The sequence below is a fragment of the Agromyces intestinalis genome, from assembly GCF_008365295.1.
Taxonomy (GTDB): domain Bacteria; phylum Actinomycetota; class Actinomycetes; order Actinomycetales; family Microbacteriaceae; genus Agromyces; species Agromyces intestinalis.
The window spans coordinates 940454-958447 of record NZ_CP043505.1; the positions used below are offsets into that span (position 1 = coordinate 940454).

The following is a 17994-nucleotide window of genomic DNA, read 5'->3' on the forward strand; positions in this document are numbered from 1 at the left end:
CCCGAGGCAGGACCCATGACCACCGACCCCGTCGCTCACCGTCGAGGCGAGACCGTGCTGACCGTGCTCGATCGCGACGGCGTTCCGCTCGCCGACACCGACATCGTGGTCGCGCAGACCCGGCACACGATCGCGTTCGGCAACATCGGGTTCGACCTGGTCGACCTCGCGAACGGCCGCGGCGCCCCCGGCGACGAGGAACTCGGCCGGCGGTTCACCGACCTGTTCGACACCGCGACGCTGCCCTTCTACTGGGCGCAGTTCGAGCCTGTCGAGGGTCGTCCGCGCACGGACGAGCTGCGTCGCACCGCGGAGTGGTTCCGCGACCGGGGCGTCGCCGTGAAGGGGCATCCGCTCGCCTGGCACACCCTCGCGCCGGCCTGGCTGCTCGGCCGGCCCGTCGACGAGGTCGAGCGCACCCTGCGCGCTCGCATCCGCCGCGACGTCGCCGACTTCGCCAGGCTCATCGACACCTGGGATGCGATCAACGAGGTCGTGATCCTGCCCGAGTTCGACGCCGAGCCCAACGCGATCACGCCGCTCGCCCAGGCGCGCGGCCGCGTGCCGATGGTGCGCCTCGCCGTCGACGAGGCGCGAGCCGCGAACCCCGAGGTCAGGCTGCTGCTGAACGACTTCGACCTGTCGCCCCGGTACGAGCGCCTCATCGAAGCGGTGCTCGATGCGGGGGTGCGTCTCGACGCGATCGGTCTGCAGACCCACATGCACCAGGGGTTCCGCGGTGAGGCGCAGCTCGTCGAGATCGCCGACCGGTTCGCCCGGTTCGGGCTGCCGCTGCACTTCACCGAGACCTCGCTGGTCTCGGGCGACCTGATGCCGCCGCACATCGTCGACCTCAACGACTGGCAGGTCGACGAGTGGCCGTCGACGCCCGAGGGAGAAGCCCGCCAGGCCGACGAGCTCGAGCGGCACTATCGCGCCCTGGTCGGGCATCCGGCCGTCGAGGCGATCACGTACTGGGGCATCACCGATCGCGGCGCGTGGCTGAACGCGCCCATCGGGCTGCTGCGCGCCGACGGTTCGCCGAAGCCGTCGTACGAACGCTTGCACGAGCTCGTGCGCGGCGAATGGTGGCTCCACGACACGGCGCTGCGCACCGATGCCGACGGCCGGGTGGTCGTGCGCGGTTTCGCGGGCGAGTACACGGTGCGGGCGGTCGGCGACGCAGCGGATGCCTCGGATTCTCCGGATGCTCCGGCTGCTGCGGCTGGTGCGTTCACCGTCGCGCGCGGCACGGCCGGCGAGGCATCCGTCATGCTGTCGAACCGTTCGGAAGCCTGACGGCGCCTCGCCCGACCCGACTCGTCACCCGCGCGCGATCAACCCGTTCAGCAGCGCCGCGCCGGTCTCCGCATCGGGCACGGTGACGACGAACGGCCCCGCACCGCGGCGCTCGACCTCGATCGCGGTGCCGCCGCGAAGGATCACTCCGCGTCGACCGCGCGCGTCGAAACGGAAGCCCCATCCGCCGAACTCCGCCGGGCGCACGTCGACCGCGCGCGCGACGACCGCGTCGGCGAGCCGCACGCGCCCGATCGGCAGACCGAGCAGGGTGCGCACGGTGAGCCCCGACCCGTCGATCGCGACGCGCGCGGCCGTCGTGGTCGCCAGTACGCCGATCACGAGCACCGCTCCGAGCGAGAACAGCCACGCCGACGGCGCCAGCACGACCGGCACGAGGGCGAGCACGAGGGCGAGCACCGCGAGCGCCGTTACCGGCCAGGGTGCCCGCACCACCGACGTCCACACGGCACGTTCTCCTGGCGCGAGGCGGATCGCCGCCCGCAGCGCGATCGCGACGGCTTCGCCGTCGTCGTCGCCCGCTTCGGGCGCCGGCAGCACGATCCACGTCGCGACGCCCGCGAGCACTGCGAGCCCGAGCGCGATCACGACGACGACCGCCACCTCCCAGCCGTCGGGCACTCCGCCGTCGAGCTGCAGACCGGTGAGCGACACGAAGACGACGGCGAGCGCGAGCGTCACGCCGGGCGAGAACACGGCGGCCGGGCGCGTCGCAGCGGCCGGGCTCGGGGCACCGGCCGCGCTCGGGCCACTGCCCGGGCGCGACGGCGAGGCATCCGCGGTGCGCGTCGCCGGTCGACGCGACACCCAGGCCGAGACCGCCATGATCGCCAGCACGCCGAGCGAGATGCCGAGGTAGGTGAGCAGGTTCGCGACGGGCGGCATCCAGCCGTCGGCTTCGCCGTCGGCGCCCCAGTGCGTGACGAGCGGATCGGGGGTGCGCGGCAGCCAGGCGATGAGGATGCCGGTGCCGGCGGCGATGATCGCGAGCGGAATCCACAGCACGACGGCGAGCACGATGCGGCGGTCGCGGCGGTCGCGGCGATCGTGCGCAGCGCGGTCGGTCGCGGGCGCGTCGGGTGCGGACGCGCCGGAAAGCGGTGCTGCGGATGCCTCGGGGCGGCGTCGGGTCATCGGGAGAGCTCCTCTCGGACGAGTGCCAGGATGGCGTCGGCGGTGATGCCCCGCTCGCGGGCGGCCTCGACGAGGTCGACGGCGTGCCGGCGCACCGCGGCCAGTTCGGCGGCGGCGCCCGTGACGATCGCGCCGCGCCCGCGCCGGAGTTCGACGAAGCCCTCGTCGCGCAGCGACTGGTAGGCGTGCAGCACGGTGTGCACGTTGACCTCGAGCGATGCGGCGAGTTCGCGGGCGGCCGGCAGCCGGTCGCCGGCGGCGAGCCGACCGGCGAGGACCTCGGCGCGCACGGCGCGCACGAGCTGCTCGAAGATCGGCGTCGACGACGCGGGATCGATGCGGATGATCACCCGCTTATTATTCTAGTTTTCACTAGAACAATGCAACTCACGCCGACGCGTGCCCGAGCCATCCGATCGCCTGCGCGAGCAGCTCGCGGTGCGGGCCGGAGTCGTACGAGCGCACGTCGTGCCCCAGCGCGTCGTAGACGAGGCGCGACTCGCCGAACTCGCGCGCCCAGACGAGCGGGTGCCGGATGCCCTGTTCCTCGTGCTCGGCGATCGGCTCGATCACGTCGTGCAGGCGCAGGCCCGAGTACCGCTCGTCGACGACGTCGAAGTCGAGCAGCCCGGCGCGGACCGGGTGGTCGCCGACGAGGTGCACGTGCGCGAGCCCGAGCTCGGGATGCCACGACCGCCCGTCGACCCAGCGGCCGCCGAGCGCGAGGTCGAAGGCCGGGTAGTCGCGCAGGCTCGCCGCGGCGGCGTGCACCGCGAGGATTCCGATGCCCCGCTCGACCGCGACGGCGAGCGGCGCGGGGTCGACCCGGACGTCGCCGTCGACCGCGTCGGCGGACCCGACCGCCTCACTGTCGTCGACCGGACGGTCGGGGTCTCCGGCGTTCACCACGAGCAGGTCGAGGTCGTCGGGCAGGCCCGCGAGCGCGGCATCCACATCGGTGCGCACCTCGATCTCGTACCCGGCCCGCTCGACGAGCGAGGCCAACCGCGCACTCGTCTCGTCGAACCGGTGCCAGGGGTCGGCGTACCGCCCGCCGCCGCTCAGGATCATCGCGCGTCCGCTCATGCCGCCATCGTGTCCCGTCCGGCCGCGCGGGCCACGTCGACCCGCCGACGCTCCATCCGCGCGACGAACACCGCGTACGCGACGGCCGACGCCGCGATGCCGGCCGAGAACCCCCACGCCGCCGGGCGATCCCACCGCAGGTCGCCGGCGCGCACCGCGACCGAGACGAGCATCACGGCGAGGCTCGCGAGCTGCGCCTGGAACACCCAGCGGAAGCTCGACCAGCGCCGGTCGCGCAGCATCCACACGTTCACGAAGCCCGGCAGGGTCAGCACGGCGCCCACGACCCTGGCGGTGAGCGGGGTGAGCGGCCACGCCCACGAGCCGAGGAACGGCTCGGGTGCGGCGAACAGCACCAGCCCGGTGACGGATGCCACGCTGCCCGCCACGGCGAGCGCGATCGCCCACGCCCGCGGTATATCGACGTCGACCCGATCGGGCGCCCACGGGTCCCGCCGCCGGTTCACGAGGAACGCAGCAAGCACCAGGACGGGGGTCGTCGCGTACAGCGCCGCCCAGGCGGTGAAGGACGGATGCCCGTGGTGGAACCGATCGAGGTGCAGCAGGGTGGCGACGCCGAGCAGGGTCGCGAACACGACGACCGCCGGATACCCCGGCCAGACGCGGTGCCAGTGCGTCTCGCGCACCACCCAGGCGAAGAACCAGATGCCTCCGAAGTAGGCCGAGCCGAGCAGCATCGCGGTGATCGGTGGCTCGATGGTCCACGCGAACGTCGCGTCGGTGTCGGCGGGGAGCACGAGCAGCAGCACCACCGCGGCGGTCAGGAAGGGGATGATCACCGCGCCCAGGGCCCGCGTCGGGAGCAGCACCCGGTCGTCGCGGTCGGTCGCGGTCATCGCTTCAGCTCCTCGCGCCGTCGGGCGCCTGGAACGCGACGGCCACGGCGTCGGCGGTCGACAGCGCCCGGCCGCGCCCCCTGGCCGCTTCGAACATGATCGCGTCGGGGCCGTCGAGCACCCGGTCGACGAACGGCGAGGTCACGATGAACGGGCGCATGTTGTAGAGGCCGGTGCGCTCACGCAACACCTCGGCGGCGCCCATCAGCAGGCCGGCGCGTGGCGCGTCGCCCTCTTCCGCTGCGACCGCGGTGAGTCCCTCGAGCCCGTAGGCGATGCCCTCGTCGTGGGCGAGCCGGCACGAGAGGTCGAGGTTGATCTCGAACCGGCGGCGGGCCTCGTCGGCCTGGCCGAGCAGCAGGCGCACCCATCCGACGTGGTACTGGGCGATCGCCTCGGCGTGCCGGTCGCCGCGCCGCTGCGCGATGTCCAGGCTCGAGGCGAAGCGCTCGAGCGCCGAGTCGTAGTGGCCCTGCAGCAGCTCGATGCGGCCGATCGTGACGAGCGCGTGCCCCTCTCCCCACGTGTCGCCGGCCTCGCGCATGCTCGCGAGCGCGCGCTCGAGGCTCTCGGCCGCGCCGACCGGGTCGGGCGGGGTGAGTGCGGCGAGCTGGGCCAGGCCGAGCGAGATGTACGCGAGCCCTTCGCCGGGCAGGTCGCCCGACGCGCGGAAGCCCTCGGCGCTGCGCCGCAGGTCGGGGATGAGGGAAACGTCGGGCCACTGCCAGAACGCGATCGCCCTCGTGAAGTAGAGGGCGGTCGCCTCGGTGAGCCGGTCGAGCGGTTCACCCGAGTCGAGCACCTCGTTCATCCAGGCGCGCGCTTCGCCGAGATGGCCGCCGACCCACCAGTAGAGGTAGAGCATCCAGGCGAAGTGCGCGGCGGCCGACCACTGCCGGGTGTCGAGCAGATGCCGCATCACGGCGCGCAGGTTGTCGGCGTCGTCGTTCAGCCGGTCGACCCAGGTCTGCTGCGACACGCCCTCGAGCGCGTACTCGGCCTCCTCGCTGAGGGCGATGAACCACGCGGCGTACCGGTCGTGCACCGCCCGGGCGTCTGGGAGCTCGAGCAGGTGCTCGTGGGCGACCTCGCGCACCGCGCCGAGCATCATGTAGACCGCACGGTCGCCCCGTTCGCGCTGGTGCAGGATGCTCGCGTCGACGAGTGCCTCGAGGTCGACCACGACGTCGCCATCGCCCGCTCCGGCTGCGCCCGGGCTGGGCCGGGCGATCGCCTCGGCCGCCTCGAGCGAGAACGCTCCGGCGAACACGCCGAGGCGAGCGAACAGGAGCTGGGCCGACTCGGGAACGAGTTGGATGCTCCATTCGATCGCGCCCCGCATGGTGCGGTGCCGTTCGGGCAGGTCGCGAGAGCCGTCGGTGAGCATCGGCAGGCGCTTGCGCAGCCGCTCGAGCAGTTCGGCGGGCGGCAGCACCCGCGCGCGGGCCGCGGCCAGCTCGATCGCGAGCGGCACGCCGTCGAGCGCGACGCAGACCCGGGCGACGTCGATCGCGTTCTCTGCGGTGAGCTCGAAATCGGGCTTCACTGTGCGCACCCGGTCGACGAACAGTCTCACCGAGGCGGCCTGCAGCTCGGTCGGCCGGTCGACGATGCGCGACGGGTCGGGCAGCGGCAGCGGACCGAGTTCGACGCCGTGCTCGCCCGAGACCCGGAGCAGGCTGCGACTGGTCACCAGCAGCGAGATATCCGGCAGCTCCTCGAGCAGGTCGCGCAGCACCGTGCCCGCGTCGATCACCTGCTCGAAGTTGTCGACCAGCAGCAGCATCCGCCGTCCGCGCAGCGCGACCTGCAGCTTCCGATCGAAGTCGCCCTCGCCGGTGTCGTGCACGCCGATCGCGGCGGCGATCGCGGCCGTCACCCGGTCGGGCGCGGTGACCGCGGCGAGGTCGACGAACGCGACCCCGTCGGCGAAGTCGTCGCGCACCTCGTGCGCCACCACGAGCGCGAGCAGGCTCTTGCCGATGCCGGCGGGGCCGGTCACGGTGATGAATCGCGCTGAGCCGCGCAGCAGGTCGAGCACCCGGGCGAGCTCGCGCTCGCGGCCGATCATCTCCGACAGCGGAACGGGAGGCGGTGTCACGTGCCCGGTCTCGACGACGAGCGGCTCGCCGGTCGACGGCCACACGGGTTCGCGTGCCGCGGCCGTCGCGAAGCGCTCGGCGAGCAGGGTCGCGAGGTCGCCCCGCACGAGTTCGGCGAGTTCGTCCTCGTCGGCGAAGTAGACGTAGGCGGCGCCGTCGTCGTCGCGGATGCGGTCGAGCAGTTCGACCAGCCGCGGTTCGCGCTCGGCCGCCTCTTTCACGTAGACGAGCTTGGGCATATCGCGGGGGGCGAGCCGGTACTCGTCCTCGAGTCCTGAGATCTCCTCGCCCGGGGCGACCCAGCCGTAGCGCTCGGCGTAGAGCCCGACGAAAATGTCGCTCTGCTCGAGATAGGCCCGGTAGAGCTCGCGGGGCGGGTGCGGGCGGGCGCCGAGTTCGAACATCACGGGCGCGAGGCGCAGCTCTTCGATCGCACGGCGCACGGCGCGCCGTTCCGGCGCGAGTTCGCGCAGCGTCGAACTCACGAAGACACGCAGGCGCTGGTCGGGCGTCCGGATGGACGCCCGCGCAGGGTTCATGAGGAAAAGTCTCTTCCTGCGTGGGCGCGGTGTCCAGCAACGGCACGGATGTCACGAGCCGCCGCCGTCCCCCAGTGCGGGGGTCGTGCGACTCCGGCACCGATGCGCCCCTGGCATCGGTGCCGGAGTCGGCGCCGGCCCCAGGCGGAGGTCAGCTCGCGTCGCGCGCGAGCGCGGCGCCGGCAGCTTCGAGCCAGCGCACCGGGTCGGCCATCGCGGCCGCCGACGACCCCGCCAGGTGCGTCAGCGAATGCGCCGCGGCGAAGGCCGAAGCATCCGCGTCGACGGCTCCGGCGACCAGCGCGACCGGCACGCCGGCCGCCGCCGCCCGCGCGGCGACCTCGGTGGGCGCCTTGCCCGCCGCCGACTGCCCGTCGTACCGGCCCTCGCCGGTCACGATGAGATCGGCGCCGGCCAGCGCCGCGTCGAGGTCGATCGCGTCGGCGACGGCGGCCGCACCGCCCGCCATGCGGGCGCCCCACGCCAGCAGCCCGAATCCCGTGCCACCGGCCGCACCCGCACCCGGAGCGTCGGCGAGCGCGCGCACGTCGCGGGCGTCGCGGCCGTCGCCCGACCCGGCCAGCACCTCGACGAAGCGGGCGAGGTTCGCCTCGAGCACGGCGACGGTCGTGGCATCCGCGCCCTTCTGCGGGCCGAAGACCGCCGCGGCGCCCGACGCGCCGAGCAGCGGGTTCGTCACGTCGCCGAGGATCCGCGCGCCGCCCGCGGGCGGGCGGCGCAGCGCCGCGAGGTCGACCGTGCGCAGGTCGCCGAGCCCGCGGTTGCCCGGCGCAACCTGCCGGCCGCCGGCGTCGAGGAACCGCGCCCCGAGCGCGGTGAGCGCACCCGCGCCGCCGTCGGTCGACGAGCTGCCGCCGAGCGCGAGCAGCAGCCTTCCGCAGCCGGCGTCGAGCGCGGCGGCGATCGCCTCGCCGAACCCGACGGTGTGCGCATCGAGCGGGCGAAGCGGGTCGAGCAGTGTGAGCCCGCTCGTCGCGGCGAGCTCGACCACGCCGGTTCCGTCGGGCAGTCGCAGCCAAGCCGTGTCGACCGGGCGCCCGTCGGGCCCGGTGACGGTGAGCGGCATGCGCTCGGCGCCGGGGACGGCTGCCGCGAACGCGTCGATCGTGCCCTCGCCGCCGTCGGCCATCGGCCGTTCGACGAGCTCGTCGTCGGGCACGACCGACCGCCAGCCCCGCGCGATCGCCGCGGCCGCATCGGCTGCCGCCACCGTGCCCTTAAACGAGTCGGGCGCGAGCACGATGCGCCGGCTCATCGGGCGCTCGGATCGGCGTCGTGCGTCATGGGTCCCTCCGTTGGAAAGCGTATTCCCAGTGTACCCGACGCGGCCGGCTCCGACTCAGCGCTCGAGCTCGATCGGCCGCGCCAGCCCGCCGATCTCGAGGCTCGGCCAGCGCGGGTCGCTGGTCAGCACGTCGAAGCCGGATGCTCCGAGCAGCATGGTGTCCTCCACCTTGGCACCCGGCGCCGACGGATTCCACGCGAACGCCTGCCCCACCTGCACCCGGTCGGCCGCCCCGGGCACCGCACGCGGATCGCGTCCGACGTACCCGGCCGCGCCGCCCTGGTGGTGGCGCCGCCACTCATCCGCCGCGAACCCGTGCCGCGCGTATCCGGCGACGCCGTCGGCGAGCACGGCGTCGAGTCGGCGCCCCGGCCGCGTCGCCACGAGGAACCCGGCCTCGACGTGCAGGATCCGCGACGAGGCATCCTGCTCGTCCGGCTCGGCCGCACCGAACCGCACCCACCGGGTGAGGTTCGCGATCAGCCCGGCCCGTCGCCCGCACGCGACGAGCATCGCGCGTCGCCCGAGCGGCGCCGCGGTCGGCAGCGGATGCCGCACCCCGAGCCGCGACGCACCCGCGACGAGCACGACGAGGGGGTCGATGCCGCGCGCGGCGAGGCCGCCCGCGATCGCCGCGGCGACCTCGCGCTCGGCCTGCGCGGGATCGGCGGCGGCCGCGACGTCGGTGAGCACCTCGGCGGCGGTGCGGCCGAGCGCTCGATACCGCGCGGTCTCACCGGGCAGCAGGCTCGCACGCGCGGCGCGCAGCTCGGCGGCGAGGTCGGTCTCGTCGAGGACACGCGGCAGCGAGGGTCCACCGAGTGCGGGCAGCAGTGGCTCGTGCCACGGCACGGGCACGATCGCCGCGGCGTCGGACGGAAGCAGCTCCTCAGCGGCGAACCGCTCGGCCTCGTTCGCGAACACCCGCACCTCGTCGCCGTCACGACGCACGACGACGCCGACGACGGGGTCGCCTGAGAGCGACACGTGCGTGCGAACTCCGTCGAGGTACCACGAGACCGCACCGTGCGAGCGCAGCACCAGCGCCTCGGCGCGGCGTTGCTCGAGCAGCTCGAGCAGGCGGTCGCGCTTGGTGGCGCGGTCCCGCGCCGAGGGGCCGGCGACGGATGCGTCGAGCAGCCCGCTCACCGCGGGGCCGCCGTGCTCTCGCGCACCTCGAGACGCGGCCGGAACGTCACCGCATGGGCGACCGGTTCGCCGGCGATGAGCCCGCGCAGCCTCGTCCACACCTGGGCGCCGAGCTCGGCGCGCGGCACCGACAGCGTGGTGAGCGCGGGCGACGCGTAGGCCGCCATCGGGATGTCGTCGAAGCCTGCGACCGACAGCTCGCCCGGCACGTCGACGCCGCGGCGTCGCAGCGCGGCGAGCAGGCCCAGCGCGACGAGGTCGTTGAACGCCATGACCGCGGTCGCGCCATCGCGGCGGGCCGCGTCGACGGCCTCGACCGCCGCGGCGCCGTCGTCGAGGCCCGAGCCGCCGGCGAGCACCCGCACCCGCACGTCGGCGTCGGCGGCCTCGGCATCGGCGATGCCGCGCAAGCGGTCCGCGTTCGACCGGCTCGGCTCGGGCCCTGCGAGGTAGACGAGATCGCGGTGTCCCAGCCCGACGAGATGGTCGACGAGATCGCGGATGCCGCGGGCGTAGTCGACGCCGACGGACGGCACGCCGGGCGCCTCGAGCTGCCGGTTCACGACGACGACCGGCGCGATGCGCTCGACCAGGCGCTCGAGCCGGTCGGCCGGCAGGCGCGGCGCGCACAGCACGACCGCGTCGCAGCGCTGGCGTGCCTCGAGCGCGGTCGCCTCCTCATCGTCGACGCGCTCGACCGTGTCGGCGACCAGCACGCGATAGCCGTCGCCCGCCGCGGCGACGCTCACGCCCTCGAGGATGCCCTGGAACATCGGGTTGCCGAGGTCGGGCACGACCATCGCCACGGTCTGGTTGCGCCCGTGCACGAGACTGCGCGCGGCCATGCTCGGCGCGTACCCCAGCTCGCCGACCGCCCGGCGCACGCGGCGCACGATCTCTGGATCGACCGACGGCTTGCCGTTCAGCACGCGCGACACCGATGCCTGCGAGACTCCGGCCCGCGCCGCGACATCGGCGATGGTCGCGGGATGTCTGCGCGCGCTCATGCGGCCTCCTCGAGAAATCGCTTCCCGAAGCATAGCCCGTGCTTGGCCTCGAGCGTTTTGATCGCCTAGGCTCCCGCTGAGAAAGCGATTTCTGATTGGAGCACGCATGCGCGTCGTCATCACGGGTTCGTCGGGCCGGCTCGGCCGCAGCGTCGCGACCGGCCTCGTCGGGCTGGGACATCGCGTGCTCGGTGTCGACCGCGCGACCGCGGGCCTGGCGGGCGTCGACGAGCGGGTGCTCGATCTCGCCGACCCGCGCGCCGCCGCGGCGCTGCTGGCCGAGACCCGCCCCGACGCCGTGGTGCACCTCGCCGGCATCGCGGTGCCGTTCTCGGCACCCGAGCGGGTCATCCTCGCCACGAACACGACCCTCGCCCACACCGTGCTCGAGGCCGCAGCGCAGGCCGATGTCGCCCGCGTGCTCGTCGCCAGCAGCCCGACGGTGATCGGCTACGGAGCGACGGGGTGGCATCCGACCGCCCTGCCGATCGACGAGACGCATCCCGTCGCACCGGCGAACGCGTACGCGCTGTCGAAGGTCGTCGTCGAGGAGCTCGTTCGGCTGTTCGCGCGAACCCTGCCGGGCGCGTGGGGCGCGTTCCGCCCCTGCTACGTCATCTCTCCCGAGGAGTGGGCGGGCGAACCGACCCAGCAAGGCCACACCGTCGCCCAGCGACTCGCCGACCCCGCCCTCGCCGCGGTGAGCCTGTTCAACTACCTCGACGCAGACGACGCCGCCGCATTCGTCGACGCCTGGCTGCGCGCACCGGCCGACGCGGTGAACGGCGAGGTGTTCTTCGTCGGCGCCTCCGATGCGCTGGCGGACCGGCCGATCGCCGAGCTGTGGCGCGAGACCGCCCCGCAGCTCGGAGAAGCGGCCGACGCCCTCACCGGCACTGCGCCGGTGTTCTCGGCCGCCAAGGCCGAACGGGTGCTCGGCTGGCGGCCCGCGCGGCACTGGCGCACCGCGCTGCGGCCGCCCGAGGCATCCGGCGCGCTCTCCCCTGACTTCAGCCCCGACCCCGCCCCCTCCCCGCTTCCCGACCGAGAGCCGAGCTCACGATGACCACCGCGACACCCGCCCCGCTCGCCTTCGACGGCGTGCTGTTCTTCCCCGTGACCCCGTTCGACGGGCGCGACCGAGTCGAACGCGATCTGCTGGCCGAGCACGTCGCGAGCCGCCTCGAGTACGCGCCCGGCGGGGTGTTCCCGGCGTGCGGCACGGGCGAGTTCCACGCGCTCGGTGCCGCCGAGGTGGCCGAGGTCGTGCGCACCACGGTCGCGACGGTCGGCGGGCGGGTACCCGTCATCGCGGGCACCGGTGGCCCGCTCGGGCACGCGCGGGAGCTCGCGCGATCCGCCGCCGAGGCCGGTGCCGACGGGCTTCTTCTGCTGCCGCCCTACCTCGTGGGCGGCGCCGCCGGCGGGCTCGTCGCATGGGTCGAGGCGGTGGCCGAGGCATCCGATCTGCCCGTCGTGGTCTACCACCGCGCGACCGCGCGCTACACACCCGAGGCGATCGCCCACCTGGCCGAGAACCCGAAGGTCGTCGGCTTCAAGGATGGAATCGGCGACATCGGACTCGCGCAGCAGATCGTGCTGGCCGCCGAAGCGACCGGGCGCGACCTCGCGTTCTTCAACGGCCTGCTCACCGCCGAGCTCAGCCAGGGCGCCTACCGCGGCATCGGCATCCCGCTGTACTCGTCGGCGGCGTTCGCGATGATCCCCGAGATCGCAGCCCTGCACTACCGCGCGTACGTCGACGGCGACGAGGTGCTGCGACTGCGACTGCTGCGCGAGTTCTATGCACCGCTCGTCGAGCTGCGCGACGAGACGCCCGGTTTCGGCGTCTCGCTCGTGAAGGCCGGACTGCGGCTGCGCGGGCTGCCGGTCGGCCCCGTGCGACCGCCGCTCGTCGACCCGTCGTCCGAGCAGGAGGCCCGGCTGGGCGCGATCCTCGAGCGCGGCCTCGAGCTGGCGGCCGACCTCCGAGCGGCCGGCTCGGGCGGTCACGCGGTTGCGCCGGATGATTCGACCTCACCGGATGCCACGCGGCCGGTGCCGGCATGACCACCGCGATCGCCCGCCTCGACACCCGCTCGCTGCGCGCCCCGCTCATCCGCCCGTGGGGACCCGACGTCACCGACCTGACGCTCGTCGAGGTGGTCGTGGAGGACACCGACGGCGCGGTCGGCCACGGGTTCTCGTGGACCCCGACGATCGGCGGCCACGCGGTGCAGGCGCTGCTCGACCACGACATCCGCGCCTTCGTGCTCGGCCGGCCCGCCGACGCCGTCGCACTCTGGCCCGACCTGTGGGCGTGCCTGCACGAGGCGGGCGGAAGCGGCATCACCACCATCGCGATGGCCGGCGTCGACCTCGCCCTGTGGGACCTCGCAGCCCGCCGCACGGGCCTCGGCCTGGTCGATCTGCTCGGCCGCCGGCGCGCCGGCACCCCCGCCTACGGCAGCGGCGTCAACCTGCACTACCCGCTCGACGAGCTGGTCGCCCAGGCCGAGCGGTGGGTCGATGCCGGGTTCGCGGGGGTCAAGGTGAAGGTCGGCTCGCCCGACCTCGCCGACGACGTGCGGCGCATTCGCGCGGTGCGCGACACGATCGGCCCCGACCGGTTCCTCGCGATCGACGCGAATCAGCGCTGGAGCCTCGAGCGGGCCGAACGCGCGATCGCCGAACTCGCGCCGTTCGACCTGCGCTGGATCGAGGAGCCGCTGCGCGCCGACGACCTGCCCGCGCACGTCGCGCTGCGCGAGCGACTCGCCCGCGCCCGTGTCGACGTGCCGATCGCGCTGGGCGAGAACGTGCACACTCGCTACCGGTTCGCCGAGTTCCTCGCCACGGGCGTGGTCGACGTCGTGCAGCCCAACGCGGTGCGCGTCGGCGGGATCACGCCGTTCCGTGAGATCGCCGCGCTCGCAGCCGAGCACGACGTCGAGGTCGCGCCGCACCTGCTGCCCGACCTCTCGGGGCAGCTCGCGCTGACGCTGCCGCACGAGACGCTCGTCGAGTCGGTCGAGGACGCCTCGTTCGCGGAGCTCGGCATCCTCGCCGGCCCCGCCCCCATCGTCATCGAGCACGGGCGAGCACGCGACACCGGCCGACCGGGCCTCGGCATCGAGTTCGCGGCAGACTAGACCCATCGGGGTCGCTCGTGGTCGCCTCGCATCGAGAGGAGCGACCACGAGCGACCCCGCCACGAGGGAACGACACCCCGGAGGACCACGATGACCGACCCGACGCTCCTCGACGACGTCGCCGCACGGGCGCGACGCGCGTTCGCCACCACGGTCTCGTCGACCGCCGCCGAACGCGCCGCCTGGCTGCGCGCCGTCGCCGACACGCTCGACGCGCACCGCGACGAGCTCGTGCCGCTCGCCGACGACGAGTCGCACCTCGGCACCGCCCGGCTCACCGGCGAGCTCGCCCGCACCACGAACCAGCTCCGGCTGTTCGCCGACGCCGTGCTCGAGGGGTCGTACCTCGAGGCCACGATCGACCACGTCGACCCGTCGGCGATCCCGCCGCGCCCCGACCTGCGCCGCATGCTGCGCCCGCTCGGCCCGGTCGGCGTGTTCAGCGCCTCGAACTTCCCGTTCGCATTCTCGGTGGCGGGCGGCGACACGGCGTCGGCGCTCGCGGCCGGGTGCCCCGTGATCGTGAAGGGCCACTCGGCGCATCCGCGCCTGTCGGCACGCACCGCCGAACTCGTGACCGAGGCGCTCGTGGGCGCCGGGGCCCCCGATGGCGTGTTCGCACACGTCACGGGCCGCGAGACGGGCATCGCACTCGTGCAGCACCCCGAGATCCGCGCGGTCGGGTTCACCGGGTCGCTGCACGGCGGCCGTGCGCTGTTCGACCTCGCGGTGGGGCGCCCCGACCCGATCCCGTTCTACGGCGAACTGAGCGCGGTGAACCCGGTGCTCATCACCCCGGCGGCGCTGGACGCGCGCGCCGACGAACTCGCCGCCGGGCTCATCGGATCGTTCACGCTCGGCGCCGGGCAGTTCTGCACGAACCCCGGCGTCGTGTTCGTGCCCTCCGGCTCGGGCTTCGCCGATCGCGTCGCGATCCTCATCGGCGACGCGCCCGCTGCGGCTATGCTCACCGACGGTATCGCCGACGCCTTCGCGGGCGGGGTCGCCGACCTGGCCGCGCATCCCGGCGTGCGGGTCGCGGGCGGCTCGGTCGCCCAGCAGGCCGCGACCGGTTCGGCGGTCGTGCTCGCCACGGATGCCGCGACCGTGCTCGCCGACCCGCGGGCCCTGTTCACCGAGTGCTTCGGGCCGTCGACGCTCGTCGTCGAGTACGACGACGTCGACCAGGCGCTGGCGGCGATCTCCCGGGTCGGCGGCAGCCTGACCGCGACCGTGCACGCGCAGCCCGACGAGGACGTGACCGCGATCGTCGCGGTGCTCGCCGAGGTCGCCGGGCGTGTGCTGTTCGCCGGGTGGCCGACCGGTGTCGCCGTGAGCTGGGCCCAACAGCACGGCGGGCCGTGGCCGTCGACGACGTCGATCCACACCTCGGTCGGCATGACGGCGATGCGCCGATTCCTGCGCCCGGTCGCCTACCAGGACGCCCCCGAGCACGCGCTGCCGCCCGAGTTGCGCGAGGGCAACCCGCTCGGCATCCCGCGACGGGTCGACGGGGTGCTCGCCTGAGCCGCGTCGACGGCAACGCGATGGGCGTCGCGTCGTACCTCACCGCGGCGACGCCGCCACGGCTCGCGGTGGGCGGCATCACGGTCGCGATCCCGGTGCTCGCGGTCGAGCAGACGTCGGATGTCGCGCTCGGCGGCCTGCTCGCGGCGGCCACGCTCGCCCCCAGCATCCTGGCGGCGCCGATCGTCGGCGTGCTGCTGGATCGCGCACGCCGCCCGGGCGCCCTCGTCGCCGGGGCCGGGATCGCCATGGGCGCCGGGTACGCGACCGCGGCGTTCCTCGGGGCGGTGCCGACCTGGGTCGTCGCGCTCGTGCTGCTCGTCACGGGCGCCGCCGCGCCGATCACGATGGGCGGTCTCTCGAGCTTCGCGACCGAGGTCATCGCCGAGGAGCGGCGCGCCTACGCGGTCGACGCGCTGGCCTACAACCTCGGCTCGGTGGTCGGCCCGGCGCTCGTGGCGGCATCCGCCGCGCTGTGGTCGGCGCAGGCGGCGACGCTCGTGATGGCGGGGTGCGCGCTCGCGGGCGCGGCCGGCACGGTGCCGCTGCGGCTCCAGCCCCTCGCCACGGGGGTGCGCGGGTCGATGCTGCAGGCGATGGCCCGCGGCATCCGGCACATCGCGACCCACCGGCCGCTCGCGGTGGTGACCTCCAGCGGCACGCTGAGCCAGTTCGGTGCCGGCGGGCTGGCGATCGCGGCGGTGCTGCTCTCGGTGCAGCGCACGGGCGACCCCGGCCAGGGTGCCGTCGTCGTCACGGCGTTCGCGATCGGTGGGCTCGTCGGCGCGCTGTGGAACGCCGGCCACCCGAGCCGCCTGCGCTCCGAGCTCGTGATGGGCGCCGGGTTCGCGGCCACGGGTGTGCTCACCATCGCCGCGGCCGCCGACCTCGGCCTCTGGTGGACGATCGCGGCGATCGGGGCATCGGGGCTCTTCACCGCGCCGAGCGCGTCGGCCATGCTCCTCCTCCGCAAGCAGCAGAGCCCGCCCGCGCTCCGTTCGCAGGTGTTCACCGTCGGGGCCGGTTTGCGCGCGGCGGCCGCCGCAGCCGGCGCGGCGGTCGCCGGCATCGCGTCGGGGCTCGGCGCAGGCCCGTTGCTCGTGCTCATCGGCGTGACCTGGGTCGCATCGGGCGCGATGCTGGTCGCCTACCCGCGCGGCGCACCCGCGATCGACGGCACCTGACCGCGGCCCGTCGCGCTGGACGTCGCGCACCACGGCCGTAGCCTCGCCTGCCCGAGGCGGGCCGGACGCTCGTCGACCGAGCGAAGCCGCCGCGCCGCTCAGAACCCGAGGTCGGCGATCCGCACGGGCTCGCCTGTCTCGAGCGAACGGTTGCCGGCGATGCCCACCGCGACCGCCCGCACCCCGTCGGCGTACCCGGCGACCCGGCCCAGCGGCTCGTCGCGCGTGACGCGCCCGAACAGGTGCTGCAGCAGATAGGCGTCGCCGCCCCCGTGGCTGCCGATGCCCTCGGGGATCCCGATCTCCTGTGCGGGCTCCCAGTGCCGCTGCACCACGAGCCGGGCGCCGTGGGGTCGCACGGCGTCGGCCCGCGAGGCATCCTGATGCATCGACGGGTCGACCGCGACCCGCCCGCCCTGGTCGACCAGCACCGCGCCGCGCTCGACGACGTCGAGCTCGGCGCGCCCCTCGGTGCCGTTCACCGTCACGCGATAGCCCTCCCACGGCGCGTGCGCGTTCAGCGAGTAGCTGAGCGTCGCGCCCGAGTCGTATTCGACGAGCGCGGCGAGGTTGTCCTCGATCGTGATGCCGGCGTCGAACACGTCGCGGTCGCGCAGGTATCCGTCGTGGTGCTCCTGGTCGAGGTAGAGGGCCTTGAGCCGGGCATCGGCGGCCAAGTCGCGGGTGAAGGGGTCGGATGCCTCGGCGCCGGTGCCGCGCGCCGGGCGCGCGCCGATCCCGCGGGCCGCCGCGTTCTCGGCGCCGTAGAACCGCAGCCCGCCGCTGGCGAATACGCGCACGGGCGCCGCGCCGATCCACCAGTTCACGAGGTCGAAGTGGTGCGACGCCTTGTGCACGAAGAGCCCGCCCGAGTTCGCCTTGTCGCGATGCCAGCGCCGGAAGTAGTCGGCCCCGTGCACGGTGTCGAGCGCCCACTCGAAGTGCACGCTCGTGACCCGGCCGATGCGGCCGTCGGCGATGACCCGTCGCAGCGTCGAGTTGCGGGGGCTGTACCGGTAGTTGAACGTCGTGATGACCTCGCGGCCGGTCTCGGCGACGGCCGCGCCGATGTGGCGCACGCTGTCGGCGTCGATCGTCAGCGGCTTCTCGACGACCACGTCGGCGCCGGCCCGCAGCGCGCGCACGATGTATTCGGCGTGGGTGACGTCGGGCGTGGTGATGATGACCCGGTCGACCTGCTCGTCGGCGATCGCGCGCTCGAGGTCGTCGGGTGCGAAACGCCTCGGCACCGGATACCGCGCCGCACCCACCTCGCGTTCGTACACGTCGAGCCGCCCGGGGTTGGCATCGGTCCAGGCGACGAGTCGCGCCAGCTCGGGCACTCGCTCGGCGCCGGCCACCGCGCCGGTGAGCGCACCGACGTACATTCCGGCGCGATGGCCGGTGCCGACGAGTGCGTAGCGGTCCTGGGCCAAGGTGTCCTCCATGACGGTGGGTCGGGCGAGCGAAGCGCGAGAAATCGCTTCCCCATCGATGCACGTTCATGCCATCGCATCAGTGGAATAGGCTGGGAAAGCGCTATCTCAACTCGCGACCATTCTTGCACGGCGAGCGCCGCGCTCCGCAAGGGGCCGGCTCGACGGCAGTAGCATTCAGGCGCCGCTCCACGA

General features: G+C 74.2%; 15 protein-coding genes. 6 read left to right on the forward strand and 9 right to left on the reverse strand.

The features are described 5' to 3' along the window. The first annotated feature begins 15 nt into the window (after window positions 1-15). Window positions 16-1299 (forward strand): endo-1,4-beta-xylanase, encoded by a 1284-nt coding sequence (locus FLP10_RS04360; protein ID WP_149159761.1) that lies wholly within the window; start codon window positions 16-18, stop codon window positions 1297-1299. 24 nt (window positions 1300-1323) lie between these two features. Here FLP10_RS04360 and FLP10_RS04365 read toward each other — a convergent pair whose 3' ends face one another. The 8 genes from FLP10_RS04365 to FLP10_RS04400 all read right to left on the reverse strand — a co-directional run bounded on the left by FLP10_RS04365 (window position 1324) and on the right by FLP10_RS04400 (window position 10500). After that, complete coding sequence (locus FLP10_RS04365) at window positions 1324-2454, reverse strand: DUF1648 domain-containing protein (RefSeq protein WP_149159762.1); 1131 nt, start codon at window positions 2452-2454, stop codon at window positions 1324-1326. Beyond that, on the reverse strand, window positions 2451-2804 hold the full coding sequence (locus FLP10_RS04370; RefSeq protein ID WP_149159763.1) for a GntR family transcriptional regulator: 354 nt from the start codon (window positions 2802-2804) through the stop codon (window positions 2451-2453). The genes FLP10_RS04365 and FLP10_RS04370 overlap by 4 nt, the downstream gene beginning before the upstream one ends. 37 nt (window positions 2805-2841) lie before the next feature. Continuing rightward, window positions 2842-3540 carry a ThuA domain-containing protein gene (locus tag FLP10_RS04375; protein ID WP_246150197.1) on the reverse strand — a complete coding sequence of 233 codons (699 nt, stop codon included), beginning with the start codon at window positions 3538-3540 and terminating at the stop codon, window positions 2842-2844. After that, the gene (locus FLP10_RS04380) at window positions 3537-4397 is read right to left on the reverse strand and encodes a hypothetical protein (RefSeq protein ID WP_149159764.1); all 861 of its coding nucleotides are present in this window, start codon (window positions 4395-4397) and stop codon (window positions 3537-3539) included. Before FLP10_RS04380 ends, FLP10_RS04375 begins: the two co-directional genes overlap by 4 nt. Window positions 4398-4401: 4 nt before the next feature. Further along, complete coding sequence (locus FLP10_RS04385) at window positions 4402-7038, reverse strand: ATP-binding protein (protein ID WP_149159765.1); 2637 nt, start codon at window positions 7036-7038, stop codon at window positions 4402-4404. Window positions 7039-7189: 151 nt separating this feature from the next. Continuing rightward, on the reverse strand, window positions 7190-8314 hold the full coding sequence (locus FLP10_RS04390) for a glycerate kinase (protein ID WP_149159766.1): 1125 nt from the start codon (window positions 8312-8314) through the stop codon (window positions 7190-7192). 84 nt (window positions 8315-8398) lie between these two features. Continuing rightward, complete coding sequence (locus tag FLP10_RS04395; protein ID WP_246150198.1) at window positions 8399-9493, reverse strand: M24 family metallopeptidase; 1095 nt, start codon at window positions 9491-9493, stop codon at window positions 8399-8401. Next, entirely contained in the window at window positions 9490-10500 is a 1011-nt protein-coding gene (locus FLP10_RS04400) for a LacI family DNA-binding transcriptional regulator (protein ID WP_246150199.1), read from the reverse strand. Before FLP10_RS04400 ends, FLP10_RS04395 begins: the two co-directional genes overlap by 4 nt. A 106-nt stretch (window positions 10501-10606) precedes the next feature. On the opposite strand from FLP10_RS04400, the gene FLP10_RS04405 reads away from it, so the two are divergent. From FLP10_RS04405 to FLP10_RS04425, 5 genes are all read left to right on the forward strand, one after another. Then, window positions 10607-11566, forward strand: a complete 960-nt coding sequence (locus FLP10_RS04405; RefSeq protein ID WP_149159768.1) for an NAD-dependent epimerase/dehydratase family protein — start codon at window positions 10607-10609, stop codon at window positions 11564-11566. Beyond that, window positions 11563-12570, forward strand: a complete 1008-nt coding sequence (locus FLP10_RS04410) for a 5-dehydro-4-deoxyglucarate dehydratase (protein WP_149159769.1) — start codon at window positions 11563-11565, stop codon at window positions 12568-12570. The genes FLP10_RS04405 and FLP10_RS04410 overlap by 4 nt, the downstream gene beginning before the upstream one ends. After that, a complete protein-coding gene (locus tag FLP10_RS04415) occupies window positions 12567-13652 on the forward strand; it encodes a mandelate racemase/muconate lactonizing enzyme family protein (protein ID WP_149159770.1) in 1086 nt (361 codons plus the stop codon). Before FLP10_RS04410 ends, FLP10_RS04415 begins: the two co-directional genes overlap by 4 nt. Window positions 13653-13742: 90 nt before the next feature. Continuing rightward, window positions 13743-15179, forward strand: a complete 1437-nt coding sequence (locus FLP10_RS04420) for an aldehyde dehydrogenase (NADP(+)) (protein WP_149159771.1) — start codon at window positions 13743-13745, stop codon at window positions 15177-15179. Window positions 15180-15199: 20 nt separating this feature from the next. After that, window positions 15200-16363, forward strand: coding sequence for an MFS transporter (locus tag FLP10_RS04425; protein ID WP_149159772.1), 1164 nt, complete (start codon window positions 15200-15202; stop codon window positions 16361-16363). 98 nt (window positions 16364-16461) lie between these two features. Here the strand turns inward: FLP10_RS04425 and FLP10_RS04430 are convergent, their stop codons facing one another. Then, entirely contained in the window at window positions 16462-17811 is a 1350-nt protein-coding gene (locus tag FLP10_RS04430) for a Gfo/Idh/MocA family protein (protein WP_149159773.1), read from the reverse strand. Between the last annotated feature and the right edge of the window lie 183 nt (window positions 17812-17994).

Bases quoted from the DNA above. Each gene is read 5' to 3' on its own strand.
- FLP10_RS04360 (WP_149159761.1), top strand. From the start codon at position 16: ATGACCACCGACCCCGTCGCTCACCGTCGAGGCGAGACCGTGCTGACC.
- FLP10_RS04365 (WP_149159762.1), bottom strand. From the start codon at position 2,454: ATGACCCGACGCCGCCCCGAGGCATCCGCAGCACCGCTTTCCGGCGCG.
- FLP10_RS04375 (WP_246150197.1), bottom strand. From the start codon at position 3,540: ATGAGCGGACGCGCGATGATCCTGAGCGGCGGCGGGCGGTACGCCGAC.
- FLP10_RS04380 (WP_149159764.1), bottom strand. From the start codon at position 4,397: ATGACCGCGACCGACCGCGACGACCGGGTGCTGCTCCCGACGCGGGCC.
- FLP10_RS04385 (WP_149159765.1), bottom strand. From the start codon at position 7,038: ATGAACCCTGCGCGGGCGTCCATCCGGACGCCCGACCAGCGCCTGCGT.
- FLP10_RS04390 (WP_149159766.1), bottom strand. From the start codon at position 8,314: ATGAGCCGGCGCATCGTGCTCGCGCCCGACTCGTTTAAGGGCACGGTG.
- FLP10_RS04400 (WP_246150199.1), bottom strand. From the start codon at position 10,500: ATGAGCGCGCGCAGACATCCCGCGACCATCGCCGATGTCGCGGCGCGG.
- FLP10_RS04405 (WP_149159768.1), top strand. From the start codon at position 10,607: ATGCGCGTCGTCATCACGGGTTCGTCGGGCCGGCTCGGCCGCAGCGTC.
- FLP10_RS04410 (WP_149159769.1), top strand. From the start codon at position 11,563: ATGACCACCGCGACACCCGCCCCGCTCGCCTTCGACGGCGTGCTGTTC.
- FLP10_RS04415 (WP_149159770.1), top strand. From the start codon at position 12,567: ATGACCACCGCGATCGCCCGCCTCGACACCCGCTCGCTGCGCGCCCCG.
- FLP10_RS04420 (WP_149159771.1), top strand. From the start codon at position 13,743: ATGACCGACCCGACGCTCCTCGACGACGTCGCCGCACGGGCGCGACGC.
- FLP10_RS04425 (WP_149159772.1), top strand. From the start codon at position 15,200: ATGGGCGTCGCGTCGTACCTCACCGCGGCGACGCCGCCACGGCTCGCG.
- FLP10_RS04430 (WP_149159773.1), bottom strand. From the start codon at position 17,811: ATGGAGGACACCTTGGCCCAGGACCGCTACGCACTCGTCGGCACCGGC.